This window comes from Microbacterium sp. YJN-G, from assembly GCF_015040615.1.
Lineage (GTDB): Bacteria > Actinomycetota > Actinomycetes > Actinomycetales > Microbacteriaceae > Microbacterium.
The window spans coordinates 2,594,684-2,610,950 of the sequence record NZ_CP060402.1 but is presented as its reverse complement, the minus strand read 5'-3'; the positions used below and the strand labels follow the sequence as shown (position 1 = coordinate 2,610,950).

General features: G+C 67.7%; 20 protein-coding genes. All 20 read left to right on the top strand.

The window, feature by feature from the left end:
• Positions 1-133: 133 nt before the first annotated feature.
• Entirely contained in the window at positions 134-610 is a 477-nt protein-coding gene (locus H7694_RS12590) for a DUF2975 domain-containing protein (protein ID WP_193596822.1), read from the top strand.
• Positions 610-825 carry a helix-turn-helix domain-containing protein gene (locus H7694_RS12585; protein ID WP_193596821.1) on the top strand — a complete coding sequence of 72 codons (216 nt, stop codon included), beginning with the start codon at positions 610-612 and terminating at the stop codon, positions 823-825. Before H7694_RS12590 ends, H7694_RS12585 begins: the two co-directional genes overlap by 1 nt.
• A complete protein-coding gene (locus tag H7694_RS12580; RefSeq protein WP_193596820.1) occupies positions 822-4,733 on the top strand; it encodes an SCO7613 C-terminal domain-containing membrane protein in 3,912 nt (1,303 codons plus the stop codon). The genes H7694_RS12585 and H7694_RS12580 overlap by 4 nt, the downstream gene beginning before the upstream one ends.
• Positions 4,734-4,982: 249 nt before the next feature.
• Entirely contained in the window at positions 4,983-5,351 is a 369-nt protein-coding gene (gene rpsL / locus H7694_RS12575) for a 30S ribosomal protein S12 (RefSeq protein ID WP_091703622.1), read from the top strand.
• A gap of 5 nt (positions 5,352-5,356) precedes the next feature.
• Complete coding sequence (gene rpsG / locus H7694_RS12570) at positions 5,357-5,827, top strand: 30S ribosomal protein S7 (protein WP_193596819.1); 471 nt, start codon at positions 5,357-5,359, stop codon at positions 5,825-5,827.
• A 79-nt stretch (positions 5,828-5,906) separates the two neighbouring features.
• Complete coding sequence (fusA, locus tag H7694_RS12565; RefSeq protein WP_193596818.1) at positions 5,907-8,021, top strand: elongation factor G; 2,115 nt, start codon at positions 5,907-5,909, stop codon at positions 8,019-8,021.
• Positions 8,022-8,193: 172 nt separating this feature from the next.
• Complete coding sequence (gene tuf, locus H7694_RS12560) at positions 8,194-9,387, top strand: elongation factor Tu (protein WP_193596817.1); 1,194 nt, start codon at positions 8,194-8,196, stop codon at positions 9,385-9,387.
• Between the two features lie 151 nt (positions 9,388-9,538).
• Positions 9,539-9,751, top strand: coding sequence for a hypothetical protein (locus tag H7694_RS12555; RefSeq protein ID WP_193596816.1), 213 nt, complete (start codon positions 9,539-9,541; stop codon positions 9,749-9,751).
• Positions 9,752-10,556: 805 nt separating this feature from the next.
• Entirely contained in the window at positions 10,557-10,865 is a 309-nt protein-coding gene (rpsJ, locus tag H7694_RS12550) for a 30S ribosomal protein S10 (RefSeq protein ID WP_193596815.1), read from the top strand.
• Between the two features lie 8 nt (positions 10,866-10,873).
• Positions 10,874-11,533: a 50S ribosomal protein L3 gene (rplC, locus tag H7694_RS12545; protein WP_193596814.1), complete on the top strand. Its 660-nt coding sequence runs from the start codon at positions 10,874-10,876 to the stop codon at positions 11,531-11,533.
• Positions 11,534-11,535: 2 nt separating this feature from the next.
• Complete coding sequence (rplD, locus tag H7694_RS12540) at positions 11,536-12,198, top strand: 50S ribosomal protein L4 (RefSeq protein WP_193596813.1); 663 nt, start codon at positions 11,536-11,538, stop codon at positions 12,196-12,198.
• The gene (rplW, locus tag H7694_RS12535) at positions 12,195-12,515 is read left to right on the top strand and encodes a 50S ribosomal protein L23 (protein ID WP_193596812.1); all 321 of its coding nucleotides are present in this window, start codon (positions 12,195-12,197) and stop codon (positions 12,513-12,515) included. The genes rplD and rplW overlap by 4 nt, the downstream gene beginning before the upstream one ends.
• A gap of 20 nt (positions 12,516-12,535) precedes the next feature.
• Positions 12,536-13,375, top strand: coding sequence for a 50S ribosomal protein L2 (rplB, locus tag H7694_RS12530; RefSeq protein WP_193596811.1), 840 nt, complete (start codon positions 12,536-12,538; stop codon positions 13,373-13,375).
• 12 nt (positions 13,376-13,387) lie between these two features.
• The gene (gene rpsS, locus H7694_RS12525) at positions 13,388-13,669 is read left to right on the top strand and encodes a 30S ribosomal protein S19 (protein ID WP_193596810.1); all 282 of its coding nucleotides are present in this window, start codon (positions 13,388-13,390) and stop codon (positions 13,667-13,669) included.
• 38 nt (positions 13,670-13,707) lie between these two features.
• Positions 13,708-14,106, top strand: a complete 399-nt coding sequence (gene rplV / locus H7694_RS12520) for a 50S ribosomal protein L22 (protein ID WP_193596809.1) — start codon at positions 13,708-13,710, stop codon at positions 14,104-14,106.
• Positions 14,106-14,852: a 30S ribosomal protein S3 gene (gene rpsC, locus H7694_RS12515; protein WP_193596808.1), complete on the top strand. Its 747-nt coding sequence runs from the start codon at positions 14,106-14,108 to the stop codon at positions 14,850-14,852. The genes rplV and rpsC overlap by 1 nt, the downstream gene beginning before the upstream one ends.
• On the top strand, positions 14,852-15,271 hold the full coding sequence (gene rplP / locus H7694_RS12510) for a 50S ribosomal protein L16 (protein ID WP_179410064.1): 420 nt from the start codon (positions 14,852-14,854) through the stop codon (positions 15,269-15,271). The genes rpsC and rplP overlap by 1 nt, the downstream gene beginning before the upstream one ends.
• Complete coding sequence (gene rpmC, locus H7694_RS12505) at positions 15,271-15,588, top strand: 50S ribosomal protein L29 (protein WP_193596807.1); 318 nt, start codon at positions 15,271-15,273, stop codon at positions 15,586-15,588. Before rplP ends, rpmC begins: the two co-directional genes overlap by 1 nt.
• On the top strand, positions 15,588-15,902 hold the full coding sequence (gene rpsQ, locus H7694_RS12500) for a 30S ribosomal protein S17 (protein WP_193596806.1): 315 nt from the start codon (positions 15,588-15,590) through the stop codon (positions 15,900-15,902). Before rpmC ends, rpsQ begins: the two co-directional genes overlap by 1 nt.
• Positions 15,899-16,267, top strand: coding sequence for a 50S ribosomal protein L14 (rplN, locus tag H7694_RS12495; protein ID WP_193596805.1), 369 nt, complete (start codon positions 15,899-15,901; stop codon positions 16,265-16,267). Before rpsQ ends, rplN begins: the two co-directional genes overlap by 4 nt.

Genomic DNA, 16,267 nt, shown 5'->3' with positions numbered 1-16,267 from the left:
AGCGGCTGTCCGGCCACGCAGTCTCACGGTCACGGCCGCGGATCCTGGGAATCGACCGCATCCGCTTGTCCGCCGTCATGCCGACTGGCTATCGTTTTTCGATAGATAATTGTCGTCTTTCGATAGGAATGCCATGCAGCCCGTCGCCACCCTCGTGCTCCGAGGCCTGATCGTCGTCCTGATCGCCCTGCTGCTGTTCGTGCAGATCATCATGATCCCCGGGGTGGCGGCCGAGACCGCGCTGCGCAACCCCGACCTCGCCTACCTGCGGATTCCGGGCATCATCGGCGCCGTGCTCTTCCTCGCCCTCGTCGAGACCGTGCTGCTGTGCGTGTTCGCGCTGCTCTCGCTCGTGCGTGCAGACCGCATCTTCAGCCCTCGCGCGTTCCGCTACGTCGACATCATCATCGCCACGATGCTGATCGCGGCACTGCTGCTGATCGCCTCGTACATCGTGCTCTCGCTCGGCCGGGCGGTGAATCCCGGCATCCTGATCCTCGCCGTCTTCGGCATCGTCGTCAGTCTCTCGCTCGCGCTGCTGGTGGGCGTGATGCGAGGGCTGCTGCGCAAGGCGCTGCAGCTCGAGCAGGACCTCTCCGAGGTGGTCTGATGCCCATCGTCATCGACATCGACATCATGCTCGCCCGCCGCAAGATGAGCGTTCAGGAGTTCGCCGATGCCATCGGCATCACCCCGGCGAACGTCGCCGTGCTCAAGAACGGGCGGGCCAAGGCTGTGCGCTTCACCACGCTGGATGCCATCTGCCGGGTGCTCGAGTGCCAGCCCGGCGACATCCTGCGCTACGTCGAGGAGGACGCGTCATGAGCGGGGGATGGGCGGATGCCGCGATCACGCGGCTGCAGGATGCGAACACCTGCCCGGTCTGCGAGTCGGCGCCGCTGATGAGCGGGCGCTGCCCGCGCTGCGGCGCGGACCTGGCGGGGGCACAGGGTGCCACGCTGTGGCACGCGTCGCGCGTCGCCGTGGACGCACTGCGCGTGCGCGAGGCGGCCCGGCTGCGCATCCCCCGTGCCGTCCCCGCGGCATCCGCCCCCGCCGCCGGCGCCCCCGTGCCGTCCGGCCCCTCGCTGTCCGGCCCCTCGGTGAGAAACCACATCGCGCATGACAAACGCGCGCAGGCAGGGTTTCTCACGCAGAATGTGGTTTCTCACGGGCAAGGAGTGCGGCCGGCAGGGCGCGGGGCCGGAGCGCCGGCGAACGATGGCGCGAGCCTGCAGTCGGTGCTCGCCACGGCGGGAGCGGCACTGTTCGCGGTCGCGGCGATCGTGTTCACCTTCTTCAACCCCGAACTCGCCGACCGCGCGGTGCGCAGCACGATCATCGGGGTGGTGACGCTCGCGTTCCTGGCCGGCGCGTGGCTGCTCGCCCGGCGCCGCCTGCAGTCCTCGGCCGAGGCTGTCGGGGGACTGGGCCTGGTGTTCGTCGGCCTCGATGTGCAGGCCGTGGCGGGGTCCTTCGCAGACGACGCCGCCTCCTGGACATCCGCGGCCCTCGCGACCGCGGTTGCGGGCGGGTTGCTGCTCGCGGCGGCGCTGCGCGCTCGCATCCGCATCTGGCTCTGGGCCGCCCTCCCCGCCCTGGCATCCGTGCCGGCGCTGCTGTGCTTCGCCGTGCAGACCGCACTGCCTGCCGCTCTTCTGCTGGCGGCGGCCGGCTTCGCCGCCACCGGCCTGATCGCCCTGCTCCCGCGTCTCGCACCGCGGTTCCCCGCTCGCGAGACGGCTCAGACCGAACCGGATGCCGCTCCGCGCCCCGTCCGGCGCGCCCTCGCGCCCGAGGTCGCCGCTCTCACCGCCGTGCAGCTGGTCGTCGCGGTGCTCGCCGTCGCGCGGATCCTGTTCGCGGACGCCGAACCGATCGCCATCGCCGTCGTGCTCGGCGTGCTCGCGGTGCACGCGGTGCTGGCCGCGGCGCAGGCCATGCCGGGCGTGTGGGGCGCCGTGGCCGGCGTGCTCGGCGTGGCCGCCGGTGCCTTCGCCGCGTCGAGCCTCGTGCACGGCGACCGCGCCTTCGAATGGATCCTCGCGATCGTGCCGGCGGGTGCCGTGGTCATGCTCATCGTGGGTGCTCTCGTGCCCCTGCCACGGCGCACTCCGCGTCTGCCGCTCGCCGTGGGCGCCGGGCTCGCCGCCGGCGTGACCAGCGCCCCGGCAGTTCTGTACGCCGCGATGATCGGCACCACGGTGCTGAGCTCGGTGGGCGCGCCCGCGGGCGCCGTCGTCGCGCCCGGGCCGGTGCTCGGGCCGGGCGGCTGGCCGCAGATCATCGCCCTCGCGGTGATCTCGGCAGGGTTCGGGGCCTTCGCGCTCTGCGCCCGGCACCGCGCCGATGTGCGGGTGCTGCGCGGCGCCGCGCAGGTGGTCTGTGCGCTGTACGCGATAGGTGCACTGTTCTCCCTCGCCGCCGCACACGTGCTGATCCTGCCCGCGGCCATCGGCGTGCTGCTGGCGGTGACGGCTGTCGCAGCGGGCGTGATCGTCGTGAGGAAGAACCTCGTACCGGCATCCGTCCGCGGCATCCTCGTCGTCGGGGCGCATGCCGCCCTGCTGCTGGCGGTGCCGCTGTCCTGGCAGGACCGCCAGCTCGTACCCGTGGCAGGTGTCGCGGCGATCGCCGTGCTGGCGGTGGTCGCCCGCACCATCCCTCGCCCCTCGCGCTTCCTGCACGTGGGGGCCGGGTACGGGTACGCGCTCGCACTCGTGGCCACCGCACTGTCATTGACCGGCAACGCGCTGACCGGCGTCGGCGGCATAGCACTGCTGTGCCTCACCGCCTCGGCGGGCCTGCTCGGCGCGATCGTCGCGACCTTCGTCCCGGCGGTGGCGGCCCGCAACTGGCAGGCGATCCTCGTGGTCGCGACCGTGCCGTTCACGATCGCGGTCGTGCAGGTGGTGTTCGAGCGCAGCGGCTGGACCGCACTGTCGACCGGACTCATGTTCGTGCTCGCGCTGTCGCTGCTGCTCACCCGCCGCGCGGGGCTCACCGTGGTGGTGCGCACGCTCGCGGCCGCCATGCTCGTCCCGTCGCTCGCGGTGGTCGTGCTGTGCCTGGGGGCCCAGCTGCTCGTGCAGAGCGGATCGCCGGTCGTGCTGCCGGTCATCGCCCTGCTCGTCGCACTGGTGCTGCCGTCCGGCGCGCTGATCCGCGACGGACTCGTCGCACGTGGGCGCATGAAGACGACGGCGGATGCCGCACGCGTCGCGATCGAGGCCTCGGCGCTGCTCACCGCGGCGATCGCCGTGGGTCTCGCCCTCGTGCGCGAGGCGGCGGGGTTCGGCACCGCCTGCCTCGTGCTCATCATCCTCGGCGTCGGTGCCGCTCTGACCTCGCTGCTGGCCGGACGCCGCTACGGCTGGTGGGTGGCCGGCGCGGCCTTCACCGGGGCACTCTGGTCGCTGTGGGCGCTGAACGGGGTCGAGCTGCCCGAGGCGTACCTGCTGCCGCCCGCGCTCGGCGCGGTGCTGGTGGCGGTACTGCTGACTCTGCGCAGTGCGCGCGCCACCGCCCTCTTCGCCGCGGGGCTCGCCGGGGCGATCGTGCCGGTGCTGGTGCTGCTCGTCGCCGGGGCCGGGACGGATGCCGTGCCCTGGCGGGCGCACGGACTGCTCGCGGCCGGCTGGGCCCTGCTCGGTGTCGCCGTCGTGCTGGGTCGCGGCGCACGCACTCCGCTGCGCCGACTGCGCCCGCTGCGCACGCCGGCCGCGCTGCTGGCATCCGCCGCCGCGCTGGGCGGCACGACGCAGTCCGTGCGCTGGGGGAGCGGCCTGGACGCCTCGCCGGTGCTCGGCGGTGACGCCGGGGTCTTCCTGCTCTGCGTGGGCATGAGTGCCCTCGCCGCGCTGGTGCTGCTGGCGACGGCGCGGATGCTGCGCTCCGATGCACGCACGATCGGCGCGTCCGCGGCATCCGCCGGCTCTGCGACATCCGGCTCTGCGACATCCGGTGCTGCGGCATCCGGGGCTGCGGCATCCGCCGCATCGCTCCCGGGCCGGCTCGCGACCTCGCGCTGGGTGACGGTGCCCGCGGCACTCGCCTTCGCAGCCGGAACCTGGTCCGCGATCGCCGAGGACTGGTTCGCGATCTGGGGGATGTGGACGCTGATGCTGTGCTGGCTCGTCGTCATGGTGCGCGCAACGCGCCGCACGATCGCGGACTCCTCGTCGCCGCTGCCCCCGGTGTGGGTGCTGTTCGGCATCTCCTTCATCACGGCGGTCGTGGCGTGGAGCCCGCGCGAACTGCGCGTGGAGATGTTCTCCCTGCCGCTCGGGGCGTTCCTGCTCGCAGCGGGAGCGCTGGCGATGCGGCAGACGCACGACACCGCCCCGGCCCGGCTCGACGACTGGCCGCACCGCTGGCGCGGCTCGTGGGCGCTGCTGGCGCCCGGGCTGATCGTCATGCTGTCGGCATCCGTCGTCTCGACCTTCACCGATCCGCTGACCTGGCGGGCGATCCTCGTGATGGGCATCGCCCTGGCCGCCATCCTGGTGGGCGCGGCCCGCCGTCTGGCCGCGCCGTTCGTGATCGGGCTGGTCGTGCTGCCCATCGAGAACGTGTTCGTCTTCTCGGTGCAGCTCGGCCGCGGCATAGAATCCATGCCGTGGTGGATCACCCTGGCCACGATGGGCGCGGTGCTGCTGATCATCGCCGTCGCGGGGGAGCGCAGAGAGGGCGCGGGCATGGGCGTGGTGGCACGCGTGCGGGATCTGCGCTGAAAAGGGATCTGCGCTGAGCCGGATCCGAACTGAGCGGCGTGGCGCCTTGCGGCATTTGACCGGTGTGGTTACGCCGGATTACACTTGATCGGGTGTGCGCACTGCTGTGCGCGCATGCAGGGCGCCGGCACCGCCGGTTCGCCTCCACGGCATACCCATCACACCAAAGGCAGAGCGGTTCCGCTGTGCCGGTGGGTCATGATGTGAAACCCATCACGCTGTCACCGTGCAGCACTACTAGGAGAGAACGTGCCAACCATTCAGCAGTTGGTTCGCAAGGGCCGCTCGCCCAAGGTCGCGAAGACCAAGGCGCCCGCCCTGAAGTCGAACCCGCAGCAGGCCGGCGTGTGCACCCGCGTGTACACCACCACCCCGAAGAAGCCGAACTCGGCGATGCGCAAGGTCGCTCGTGTGAAGCTCCGCAACGGCACCGAGGTCACCGCCTACATCCCCGGTGAGGGCCACAACCTGCAGGAGCACTCGCTGGTGCTCGTGCGCGGTGGTCGTGTGAAGGACCTTCCCGGTGTCCGCTACAAGATCGTCCGGGGTGCGCTCGACACCCAGGCTGTCAAGAACCGTAAGCAGGCTCGTTCCCGCTACGGCGCGAAGAAGGGTTGAGTTAGATGCCTCGTAAGGGTCCCGCCCCGAAGCGCCCCGTCGTCAACGACCCGGTCTACGGCGCACCGATCGTCACCTCGCTCGTGAACAAGATCCTCGTCGACGGCAAGAAGTCGCTCGCCGAGTCGATCGTCTACGGCGCCCTCCGCGGTGTCGAGACCAAGAGCGGCCAGGACGCGGTCGCCACGCTCAAGAAGGCGCTCGACAACGTGCGCCCCACACTCGAGGTCCGCAGCCGCCGCGTCGGTGGCTCGACCTACCAGGTTCCGGTCGAGGTCAAGCCGCACCGCGCGAACACCCTCGCGCTGCGCTGGCTGGTCAGCTACGCGAAGGGCCGTCGTGAGAAGACGATGACCGAGCGTCTGCAGAACGAGATCCTCGACGCCTCGAACGGTCTGGGTGCCGCGGTCAAGCGCCGCGAGGACACCCACAAGATGGCCGAGTCGAACCGCGCCTTCGCCCACTACCGCTGGTAAAGGGCAGAGCGGATGCCGCCACCGCGGCATCCGCTCCCTCACTCTCTGATCGTTCCTGAACCATCCCGGAGGAACCCCCGTGGCACAAGAAGTGCTCACCGACCTGAGCAAGGTCCGCAACATCGGCATCATGGCGCACATCGATGCCGGCAAGACCACCACCACCGAGCGCATCCTGTTCTACACGGGTGTCAACCACAAGCTCGGCGAGACCCACGACGGCGCCTCGACGACGGACTGGATGGAGCAGGAGAAGGAGCGCGGCATCACGATCACGTCTGCCGCCGTGACCTGCTTCTGGAACAAGAACCAGATCAACATCATCGACACCCCCGGTCACGTGGACTTCACTGTCGAGGTGGAGCGCTCGCTCCGCGTGCTCGACGGTGCGGTCGCCGTGTTCGACGGCAAGGAGGGCGTCGAGCCCCAGTCCGAGACCGTGTGGCGTCAGGCCGACAAGTACAACGTCCCGCGCATCTGCTTCGTCAACAAGATGGACAAGCTGGGCGCCGACTTCTACTACACCGTCGACACCATCGTGAACCGCCTCGGCGCCAAGCCGCTGGTGCTGCAGCTGCCGATCGGCGCTGAGAGCGACTTCGTCGGCGTCATCGACCTCATCGAGATGCGCGCCCTGGTGTGGCCCGGCGACGCCAAGGGTGACGTGACGATGGGCGCCTCGTACGAGGTGCAGGAGATCCCCGCCGACCTCCAGGCCAAGGCCGAGGAGTACCGTCAGCAGCTGCTCGAGACCGTCGCCGAGACCGACGACGCGCTGCTCGAGAAGTTCTTCGGCGGTGAGGAGCTCACGATCGCCGAGATCAAGGGCGCCATCCGCAAGCTGGTCGTCGCCAACGAGATCTACCCGGTCCTGTGCGGCTCGGCGTTCAAGAACCGCGGCGTGCAGCCGATGCTGGACGCGGTCGTCGACTACCTGCCGAACCCGCTCGACGTGGGCGCCATCGAGGCTCACGACCCGAAGGACGAGGAGAAGGTCATCGAGCGTCACCCCGACGCCAACGACCCGTTCTCGGCTCTCGCGTTCAAGGTCGCCGTGCACCCGTTCTTCGGTCGCCTCACCTACGTGCGCGTGTACTCGGGCCACCTGGACTCCGGCTCCGCGGTCGTCAACTCGACCAAGGGCAAGAAGGAGCGCATCGGCAAGATCTTCCAGATGCACGCCAACAAGGAGAACCCGGTCGACTCGCTCACCGCGGGCAACATCTACGCCGTCATCGGCCTGAAGGACACCACCACCGGTGACACCCTCGCCGACCCGGCCGCCCCGGTGGTCCTCGAGTCGATGACCTTCCCCGAGCCCGTCATCGAGGTCGCCATCGAGCCGAAGACCAAGGCCGACCAGGAGAAGCTGGGCACCGCGATCCAGAAACTCGCCGAGGAGGACCCGACCTTCCGCACCGAGCTGAACCCCGAGACCGGTCAGACGACCATCAAGGGCATGGGCGAGCTGCACCTCGACATCCTCGTGGACCGCATGAAGCGCGAGTTCAAGGTCGAGGCGAACGTCGGCAAGCCGCAGGTGGCGTACCGCGAGACGATCAAGAAGGCCGTCGAGAAGCACGACTACACGCACAAGAAGCAGACCGGTGGTTCGGGTCAGTTCGCGAAGATCCAGTTCACCATCGAGCCGCTCGAGGTGACCGCCGAGAAGACGTACGAGTTCGAGAACAAGGTCACCGGTGGCCGCATCCCGCGCGAGTACATCGAGCCGACGAACCAGGGCTTCCAGGACGCCATGGCCACGGGTGCCCTCGCGGGTTACCCCATGGTCGGCGTCAAGGCGATCCTGATCGACGGTGCCTCGCACGACGTCGACTCCTCGGAGATGGCGTTCAAGATCGCCGGCTCCATGGGCTTCAAGGAGGCCGTGCGCCGCGCGAACCCCGTGCTGCTCGAGCCGCTGATGGCCGTCGAGGTGCGCACGCCCGAGGAGTACATGGGCGACGTCATCGGCGACCTGAACTCGCGTCGTGGCCAGATCCAGTCGATGGAGGACGCCCAGGGCGTCAAGGTCGTGCGTGCGTCGGTGCCGCTGTCGGAGATGTTCGGCTACATCGGCGACCTGCGCTCGAAGACCTCGGGCCGTGCTGTCTACTCGATGGAGTTCGACAGCTACGCCGAGGTCCCGAAGGCCGTCGCCGACGAGATCATCCAGAAGACCAAGGGCGAGTAAGCCCTTCATCCGGTCGGCCTGCGGCCCTTCGACAGGCTCAGGGGCCCAGGCTGACCGGAACCCCCACAACTTCACATTCACTCTCCACTAAACTGAGAAACCGAAATCCGTAGGGAGCCGGTCACAATCCAGTGCCCGGCCATCTCTACACGAACGTCCTGAGGAGGACCCAGTGGCCAAGGCCAAGTTCGAGCGGACCAAGCCGCACGTCAACATCGGAACGATCGGTCACGTCGACCACGGCAAGACCACGCTGTCGGCGGCCATCTCGAAGGTGCTCGCAGACAAGTACCCGTCGGAGACGAACGTTCAGCGTGACTTCGCGACGATCGACTCGGCTCCCGAGGAGCGTCAGCGCGGCATCACGATCAACATCTCGCACATCGAGTACGAGACCCCGAAGCGCCACTACGCGCACGTCGACGCCCCCGGCCACGCCGACTACGTCAAGAACATGATCACCGGTGCCGCTCAGATGGACGGCGCGATCCTCGTGGTCGCCGCCACCGACGGCCCGATGGCGCAGACCCGTGAGCACGTCCTGCTCGCCAAGCAGGTCGGCGTGCCCTACCTGCTGGTCGCCCTGAACAAGAGCGACATGGTCGACGACGAGGAGATCCTGGAGCTCGTCGAGCTCGAGGTCCGCGAGCTGCTCTCGTCGCAGGGCTTCGACGGCGACAACGCTCCCGTCGTGCAGGTCTCGGCGCTGAAGGCGCTCGAGGGCGACGAGAAGTGGGTCGAGAAGATCCTCGAGCTCATGCAGGCCGTCGACGACAGCGTTCCGGACCCGGAGCGTGACCGCGACAAGCCGTTCCTCATGCCGATCGAGGACGTCTTCACGATCACCGGTCGTGGCACCGTCGTCACGGGCCGCGCCGAGCGTGGCACCCTGGCCATCAACTCCGAGGTCGAGATCGTCGGCATCCGCCCGACGCAGAAGACCACGGTCACGGGTATCGAGATGTTCCACAAGCAGCTCGACGAGGCCTGGGCCGGCGAGAACTGTGGTCTGCTGCTCCGCGGCACCAAGCGCGAGGACGTCGAGCGCGGTCAGGTCGTCGTGAAGCCGGGCTCGATCACCCCGCACACCAACTTCGAGGGCACCGCCTACATCCTCTCGAAGGACGAGGGTGGCCGTCACAACCCGTTCTACACGAACTACCGCCCGCAGTTCTACTTCCGTACCACCGACGTCACCGGCGTCATCACGCTGCCCGAGGGCACCGAGATGGTCATGCCCGGCGACACCACCGACATGTCGGTCGAGCTGATCCAGCCGATCGCCATGGAGGAGGGCCTCGGCTTCGCGATCCGTGAGGGTGGCCGCACCGTCGGCGCCGGCACGGTGACCAAGGTCACGAAGTAAGCTTCTGCTTCTCACGAAGGGGTCGGACCTGCGGGTCCGGCCCCTTCGTCGTGTCCGGGATGCTGCGCGATCCGGGGACTACCGCATCCCGGCCGCGTCGCGTAGAACTGTAGTTGCGCAGCCCTGCGCATCTCGACGGGGGAGGACACTCATGGCAATCGATGACATCGTCAACAAGGGCAAGGATCTGTACGAGGAGAACAAGGACAAGATCGCCGAAGTCGTCAAGAGCGAGCAGGCCGAGGACATCAGCGACAAGGTCCTGGACGGTGTCGCCGACTTCGCGAAGAAGCTCGCCCCCGGTTCGGCCGACAAGATCGACGAGATCCGCGACAACGTCGACCGCAGCGTCGGCGACGAGTGATCCCACGCAGTCTCAGCGAAGGCGGCGCACCCCACGGGGTGCGCCGCCTTTCCTCGTCGTCGGCGGCGCCGCCGACGCGTTCCTGGAACTCTTCACCACGGGAGCGCATCCTGCTCTAGAATGACAACGCCGCCTGGGGAAACAGCGGCACAGGATGCTGGAGCACAGCATCCGAATGAATGGGGATTCATCTTGGGGAACATCGTGCTCGTCACGTGGGATGTCCACGGATGCATCGTCATGTCTGCGCGACCGTCGTGTCGCGCCCTTGAGCGAGGCAGCCGGCATCCCTTCTCGCCGGCTGCCTCCTGCCCGGTGGCTCCCCTCCCACCGGGCCTCCCCTGACGCTGGGTGGGGCGTGGGGATGCTCCACCCAGCGTCGTGAGGGCGCGGCACGCAGGCGCGACACGCCCGGGTTTGCAGTACCCGAATCCGTCATGGCAGAATAGACAGGTTCCACATTCCTGCGCTCTTCGTGATGCGCGGGATCACTGTCACGACAGTGCATAGGCGGCGCACTCCGAGGAGCGTGCGCAGGGTTCTAGGCCGCGGACAGCAGAACGCACAATCCGACACCTCTTCACGGAGGTCCTGTTGTGCCTGCATGGCAGGAGTCGGGATCCGCCCGCTCCGGCGTGCGGGATGACAGCAGAACAGTGGTGCAGCACCTTCGACAGGCTCCGGGACTCAGGTCCTCCATGTCCGAGAAGCGAAGTGCCGAGGCGCGAACAGCGCCGACGTGCGTCCAATGCCCCAGGGTCACCCGGCCCCGGACGGTAAGACGCTTATAGAGAGAGAGCAGACAATGGCGGGACAGAAGATCCGCATTCGCCTGAAGTCGTATGACCACGAGGTCATCGACACGTCGGCGCGCAAGATCGTCGACACCGTGACCCGTGCGGGCGCGACTGTCGTCGGCCCGGTGCCGCTTCCGACGGAGAAGAACGTGATCGCCGTGATCCGTTCGCCCCACAAGTACAAGGACAGCCGCGAGCACTTCGAGATGCGCACCCACAAGCGTCTGATCGACATCGTCGACCCGACGCCCAAGGCCGTCGACTCGCTGATGCGTCTCGACCTGCCTGCCGATGTCAACATCGAGATCAAGCTCTGAGGTCCGACATGGTTGACATCAACGCAAAGATCTCCAAGGGCATGCTCGGCACCAAGCTCGGCATGACCCAGGTGTGGAACGAGAACGGCAAGCTCGTTCCCGTCACCGTCATCGAGCTGGCCCCGAACGTGGTCACCCAGCTTCGCACCCCCGAGAAGGACGGCTACAACGCCGTTCAGATCGCCTACGGCCAGATCGACCCCCGCAAGGTCAACAAGCCGCTGACCGCTCACTTCGAGGCAGCCGGCGTCACGCCGCGCCGTCACGTCACCGAGATCCGCACCGCGGATGCCGCTGACTACAGCCTCGGCCAGGAGCTCACGGTCGACGGCACCTTCGAGGCCGGCCAGCTCGTCGACGTCGTCGGCACGAGCAAGGGCAAGGGCACTGCGGGTGTCATGAAGCGCCACAACTTCAAGGGCGTCTCGGCTTCGCACGGTGCACACCGCAACCACCGCAAGCCCGGCTCGATCGGCGCATCGTCGACCCCGAGCCGCGTCTTCAAGGGCATGCGCATGGCCGGCCGTATGGGTGGCGAGCGCGTGACCGTCCTCAACCTCACGGTGCACGCCATCGACGCCGAGAAGGGACTCATGCTCGTCAAGGGCGCCGTCCCCGGCGCGCGTGGTCGCATCGTCTTCGTCCGCAACGCAGTGAAGGGTGCCTGAACATGGCTGACTCCACTCTCGCGCTCGACGTCATCGCGGTCGACGGCAAGAAGGCCGGCTCCATCGAGCTGCCTGCCGCGATCTTCGACGTCAAGACCAACGTCCCGCTGATCCACCAGGTGGTCGTCGCGCAGCTCGCCGCAGCACGCCAGGGCACCCACTCGACCAAGCGTCGCGGTGAGGTCTCCGGTGCCGGTCGCAAGCCCTTCAAGCAGAAGGGCACGGGTAACGCCCGTCAGGGCTCGATCCGCGCGCCGCACATGACCGGTGGTGGCATCGTCCACGGCCCGAAGCCGCGCGACTACTCGCAGCGCACCCCCAAGAAGATGATCGCGGCCGCCCTGCTGGGCGCGCTGAGCGATCGCTTCCGCGGTGAGCGCCTGCACGCCGTCGAGGCCTTCGTCGCCGACAGCACCCCTTCGACCAAGACCGCTGCGGGCCTGCTCGCCGCCGTCGCCGGCCCGAAGAACGTGCTCGTCGTCATCGAGCGCAGCGACGAGCTGACCGTGAAGAGCGTTCGCAACCTGCCGAACGTGCACGTGCTCAGCTACGACCAGCTGAACGCCTACGACGTGGTCGTCTCCGACGACATCGTCTTCACCAAGGCCGCCCTCGAAGCGTTCATCGCATCGAAGACCGGCGCAACCGAGGAGGTCTCGGCATGACTGAGCAGAACACCCTCGCAACGGCCCTGAACAAGGACCCGCGCGACATCATCCTGGGCCCGGTCGTCTCCGAGAAGAGCTACAGCCTGATCGACGAGGGCAAGTACACCTTCCTGGTGGACCCCCGCGCCTCGAAGACCGAGATCAAGCTCGCCATCGAGAAGATCTTCGGCGTCAAGGTGGCTTCGGTCAACACGATCAACCGCGTCGGCAAGGCCCGCCGCACCCGTTTCGGCACCGGCAAGCGCAAGGACACCAAGCGCGCCATCGTCGCGCTGAAGTCGGGTTCCATCGACATCTTCACGGCAGTCGGCTGACCGGGGGATAAGGACAGATAATGGCTATTCGCAAGTACAAGCCCACGACCCCGGGTCGCCGCGGTTCGTCGGTGGCCGACTTCGCCGAGATCACCCGATCGACGCCGGAGAAGTCGCTGCTGCGTCCGCTCTCGAAGACCGGTGGTCGCAACAATCAGGGCCGCATCACCACCCGCCACATCGGTGGTGGCCACAAGCGCCAGTACCGCGTCATCGACTTCCGTCGCAATGACAAGGACGGCATCGACGCCAAGGTCGCTCACATCGAGTACGACCCCAACCGCACCGCACGCATCGCGCTGCTGCACTACTTCGACGGCGAGAAGCGCTACATCCTCGCGCCGAACAAGCTGAAGCAGGGCGACATCGTCGAGTCGGGCGCGGGCGCCGACATCAAGCCGGGCAACAACCTGCCGCTGAAGAACATCCCCACCGGTACCGTGATCCACGCGATCGAGCTGCGTCCGGGCGGCGGTGCGAAGATGGCCCGTTCGGCCGGCGCCTCGGTGCGTCTGGTCGCGAAGGACGGCCCCTACGCCCAGCTGCGTCTGCCCTCGGGCGAGATCCGTAACGTCGACGCGCGCTGCCGTGCGACGATCGGCGAGGTCGGCAACGCCGAGCAGTCGAACATCAACTGGGGCAAGGCCGGCCGCAAGCGCTGGAAGGGCGTCCGCCCGACCGTCCGCGGTGTCGCCATGAACCCGGTCGACCACCCGCACGGTGGTGGTGAGGGCAAGACGTCCGGTGGTCGTCACCCGGTCTCCCCGTGGGGTCAGGCTGAGGGTCGCACCCGTCACGCCAACAAGGAAAGCGACAAGTACATCGTGCGTCGCCGCAACGCCGGCAAGAAGCGCAAGTAGGAGTAGAGGAAGATGCCACGCAGCCTTAAGAAGGGCCCCTTCGTCGACGAGCACCTGCTTCGCAAGGTGATCGTTCAGAACGAGGCCGGTTCGAAGAACGTCATCAAGACCTGGTCTCGCCGATCGATGATCATCCCGGCAATGCTGGGTCACACGATCGCCGTCCACGACGGTCGCAAGCACATCCCCGTGTTCGTGACCGAGACCATGGTCGGCCACAAGCTGGGCGAATTCGCGCCCACCCGCACCTTCCGCGGCCACGAGAAGGACGACAAGAAGGGTCGTCGCCGCTGACGCGGCGACGCTCTGGAGAGAAGCAGAGGAGGAGAACAATGGTGGATTCCATCGCACGCGTCAAGCACATCCGCGTGACCCCTCAGAAGGCTCGTCGTGTCGTCGCGCTCATCAAGGGCAAGCAGGCGCAGGAAGCACTGGCCATTCTGAAGTTCGCCCCGCAGGGCGCCAGCGAGCCGATCTACAAGCTCGTGCACGCTGCCATCGCGAACGCACAGGTCAAGGCCGATCGCGACGGTGAGTACCTGGACGAGCAGGACCTGTACGTGAAGAACGCGTACGTCGACGAGGGCACGACGCTCAAGCGTTTCCAGCCCCGCGCTCAGGGTCGTGCGTTCCAGATCAAGAAGCGCACGAGCCACATCACGGTCGTGCTGGCCACCCCCGAGGTCGCTGAGGCGGCTGCGGAGGCCAAGACGAAGAAGGCGAGCAAGTAATGGGCCAGAAGGTCAACCCGTACGGCTTCCGCCTCGGCATCACCACGGACCACGTGTCGCGTTGGTTCTCGGACTCGACGAAGCCGGGCCAGCGTTACGCCGACTACGTCGCCGAGGACATCAAGATCCGTCGCCTGCTGCAGACGCAGCTCGACCGCGCCGGTGTCTCGGGCATCGAGATCGAGCGCACCCGCGACCGCGTGCGTGTGGACATCCACACCGCACGTCCGGGCATCGTCATCGGCCGCCGCGGCGCCGAGGCCGAGCGCATCCGCGGCGACCTCGAGAAGCTCACCGGCAAGCAGATCCAGCTGAACATCCTCGAGGTCAAGAACCCCGAGGCCGACGCTCAGCTCGTCGCGCAGGGCATCGCCGAGCAGCTGTCTGCTCGTGTGGCGTTCCGTCGCGCGATGCGCAAGGGTCTGCAGGGCGCTCAGCGCGCCGGCGCCAAGGGCATCCGCATCCAGGTCTCCGGCCGCCTCGGCGGCGCGGAGATGAGCCGCTCGGAGTTCTACCGCGAGGGTCGTGTGCCGCTGCACACGCTGCGCGCGAACATCGACTACGGCTTCTACGAGGCCAAGACCACCTTCGGCCGCATCGGCGTGAAGGTCTGGATCTACAAGGGCGATCTCACCAACAAGGAACTCGCACGCGAGCAGGCCAACATGAAGCCGCAGCGCGAGCGTGGCGACCGTCGTCGCGCTCCGCGTAACGAGGCGCCTGTCGCAGAAGGAGCGTCGGCATAATGCTCATCCCTCGCAAGGTCAAGTACCGCAAGCAGCACCACCCGAAGCGTTCGGGCCAGGCGACCGGCGGCACGAAGGTCTCCTTCGGCGAGTTCGGCATCCAGGCCCTGACCCCCGCTTACGTGACCAACCGTCAGATCGAGTCCGCTCGTATCGCGATGACCCGTCACATCAAGCGTGGTGGAAAGGTGTGGATCAACATCTACCCCGACCGTCCGCTCACGAAGAAGCCTGCCGAGACCCGCATGGGTTCCGGTAAGGGTTCGCCCGAGTGGTGGGTCGCCAACGTCAAGCCGGGCCGTGTCCTCTTCGAGGTCGCGGGCGTGAACGAGGAGCTCGCACGCGAGGCCCTCACCCGGGCCATTCACAAGCTGCCGCTCAAGGCACGCATCATCAAGCGCGAGGAGGGCGACGCGTAATGGCGATCGGCACCAAGGAGCTCGCACCCGCCGAGCTCGACACGTTCGAAGACCAGCGCCTCGTCGAGGAGCTGCGCAAGGCCAAGGAGGAGCTGTTCAACCTCCGCTTCCAGTCGGCCACCGGCCAGCTGGAGAGCCACGGCCGCATCCGCGCCGTCAAGCGCGACATCGCGCGCCTCTACACCGTGATCCGCGAGCGCGAGCTGGGCATCCGTGCGACGCCCGCTCCGGTCGAGGCTCCGGCGAAGAAGGCGTCCAAGGCGAAGGCGAAGAAGGCCGATGAGGCTGTCGACGCGCCCAAGGAGGAGGCCGAGTAATGGCTGAGAAGAAGACTGCTGACGCCGTCGAGCACGGCGAGCACGATGTCCGCGACGCCAGCGCGCGCGGATATCGCAAGACGCAGCGCGGCTACGTCGTCAGCGACAAGATGGACAAGACCATCGTCGTCGAGGTCGAGGACCGCGTGAAGCACCCGCTGTACGGCAAGGTCATCCGCCGTACCGAGAAGCGCAAGGTGCATGACGAGAACAACACCGCCGGCATCGGCGACCTCGTCGTGATCAGCGAGACCCGTCCGCTCAGCGCCACCAAGCGCTGGCGTCTGGTCGAGATCGTGGAGAAGGCCAAGTGATCCAGCAGGAGTCCCGCCTCAAGGTCGCCGACAACACCGGCGCGAAGGAGCTGCTCACGATCCGCATCCTCGGTGGCTCGCGCCGCCGCTACGCGGGTCTGGGCGACACCATCGTCGCGACGGTGAAGGACGCGATCCCGGGCGGAAACGTCAAGAAGGGCGATGTGGTCAAGGCCGTCATCGTCCGCACCGCAAAGTCCACGCGCCGTCCCGACGGCTCGTACATCAAGTTCGACGAGAACGCCGCCGTCATCCTGAAGAACGACGGGGAGCCCCGCGGCACCCGTATCTTCGGACCGGTCGGTCGTGAGCTTCGTGACAAGAAGTTCATGAAGATCGTCTCGCTCGCCCCGGAGGTCATCTGA

What these genes read in the sequence shown, in the direction of transcription:
- H7694_RS12590 (WP_193596822.1), top strand. Translation starts at nt 134, where the DNA reads ATGCAGCCCGTCGCCACCCTCGTGCTCCGAGGCCTGATCGTCGTCCTG.
- H7694_RS12585 (WP_193596821.1), top strand. Translation starts at nt 610, where the DNA reads ATGCCCATCGTCATCGACATCGACATCATGCTCGCCCGCCGCAAGATG.
- H7694_RS12580 (WP_193596820.1), top strand. Translation starts at nt 822, where the DNA reads ATGAGCGGGGGATGGGCGGATGCCGCGATCACGCGGCTGCAGGATGCG.
- rpsG (WP_193596819.1), top strand. Translation starts at nt 5,357, where the DNA reads ATGCCTCGTAAGGGTCCCGCCCCGAAGCGCCCCGTCGTCAACGACCCG.
- H7694_RS12555 (WP_193596816.1), top strand. Translation starts at nt 9,539, where the DNA reads ATGGCAATCGATGACATCGTCAACAAGGGCAAGGATCTGTACGAGGAG.
- rpsJ (WP_193596815.1), top strand. Translation starts at nt 10,557, where the DNA reads ATGGCGGGACAGAAGATCCGCATTCGCCTGAAGTCGTATGACCACGAG.
- rplC (WP_193596814.1), top strand. Translation starts at nt 10,874, where the DNA reads ATGGTTGACATCAACGCAAAGATCTCCAAGGGCATGCTCGGCACCAAG.
- rplD (WP_193596813.1), top strand. Translation starts at nt 11,536, where the DNA reads ATGGCTGACTCCACTCTCGCGCTCGACGTCATCGCGGTCGACGGCAAG.
- rplW (WP_193596812.1), top strand. Translation starts at nt 12,195, where the DNA reads ATGACTGAGCAGAACACCCTCGCAACGGCCCTGAACAAGGACCCGCGC.
- rplB (WP_193596811.1), top strand. Translation starts at nt 12,536, where the DNA reads ATGGCTATTCGCAAGTACAAGCCCACGACCCCGGGTCGCCGCGGTTCG.
- rpsS (WP_193596810.1), top strand. Translation starts at nt 13,388, where the DNA reads ATGCCACGCAGCCTTAAGAAGGGCCCCTTCGTCGACGAGCACCTGCTT.
- rplV (WP_193596809.1), top strand. Translation starts at nt 13,708, where the DNA reads ATGGTGGATTCCATCGCACGCGTCAAGCACATCCGCGTGACCCCTCAG.
- rpsC (WP_193596808.1), top strand. Translation starts at nt 14,106, where the DNA reads ATGGGCCAGAAGGTCAACCCGTACGGCTTCCGCCTCGGCATCACCACG.
- rplP (WP_179410064.1), top strand. Translation starts at nt 14,852, where the DNA reads ATGCTCATCCCTCGCAAGGTCAAGTACCGCAAGCAGCACCACCCGAAG.
- rpmC (WP_193596807.1), top strand. Translation starts at nt 15,271, where the DNA reads ATGGCGATCGGCACCAAGGAGCTCGCACCCGCCGAGCTCGACACGTTC.
- rpsQ (WP_193596806.1), top strand. Translation starts at nt 15,588, where the DNA reads ATGGCTGAGAAGAAGACTGCTGACGCCGTCGAGCACGGCGAGCACGAT.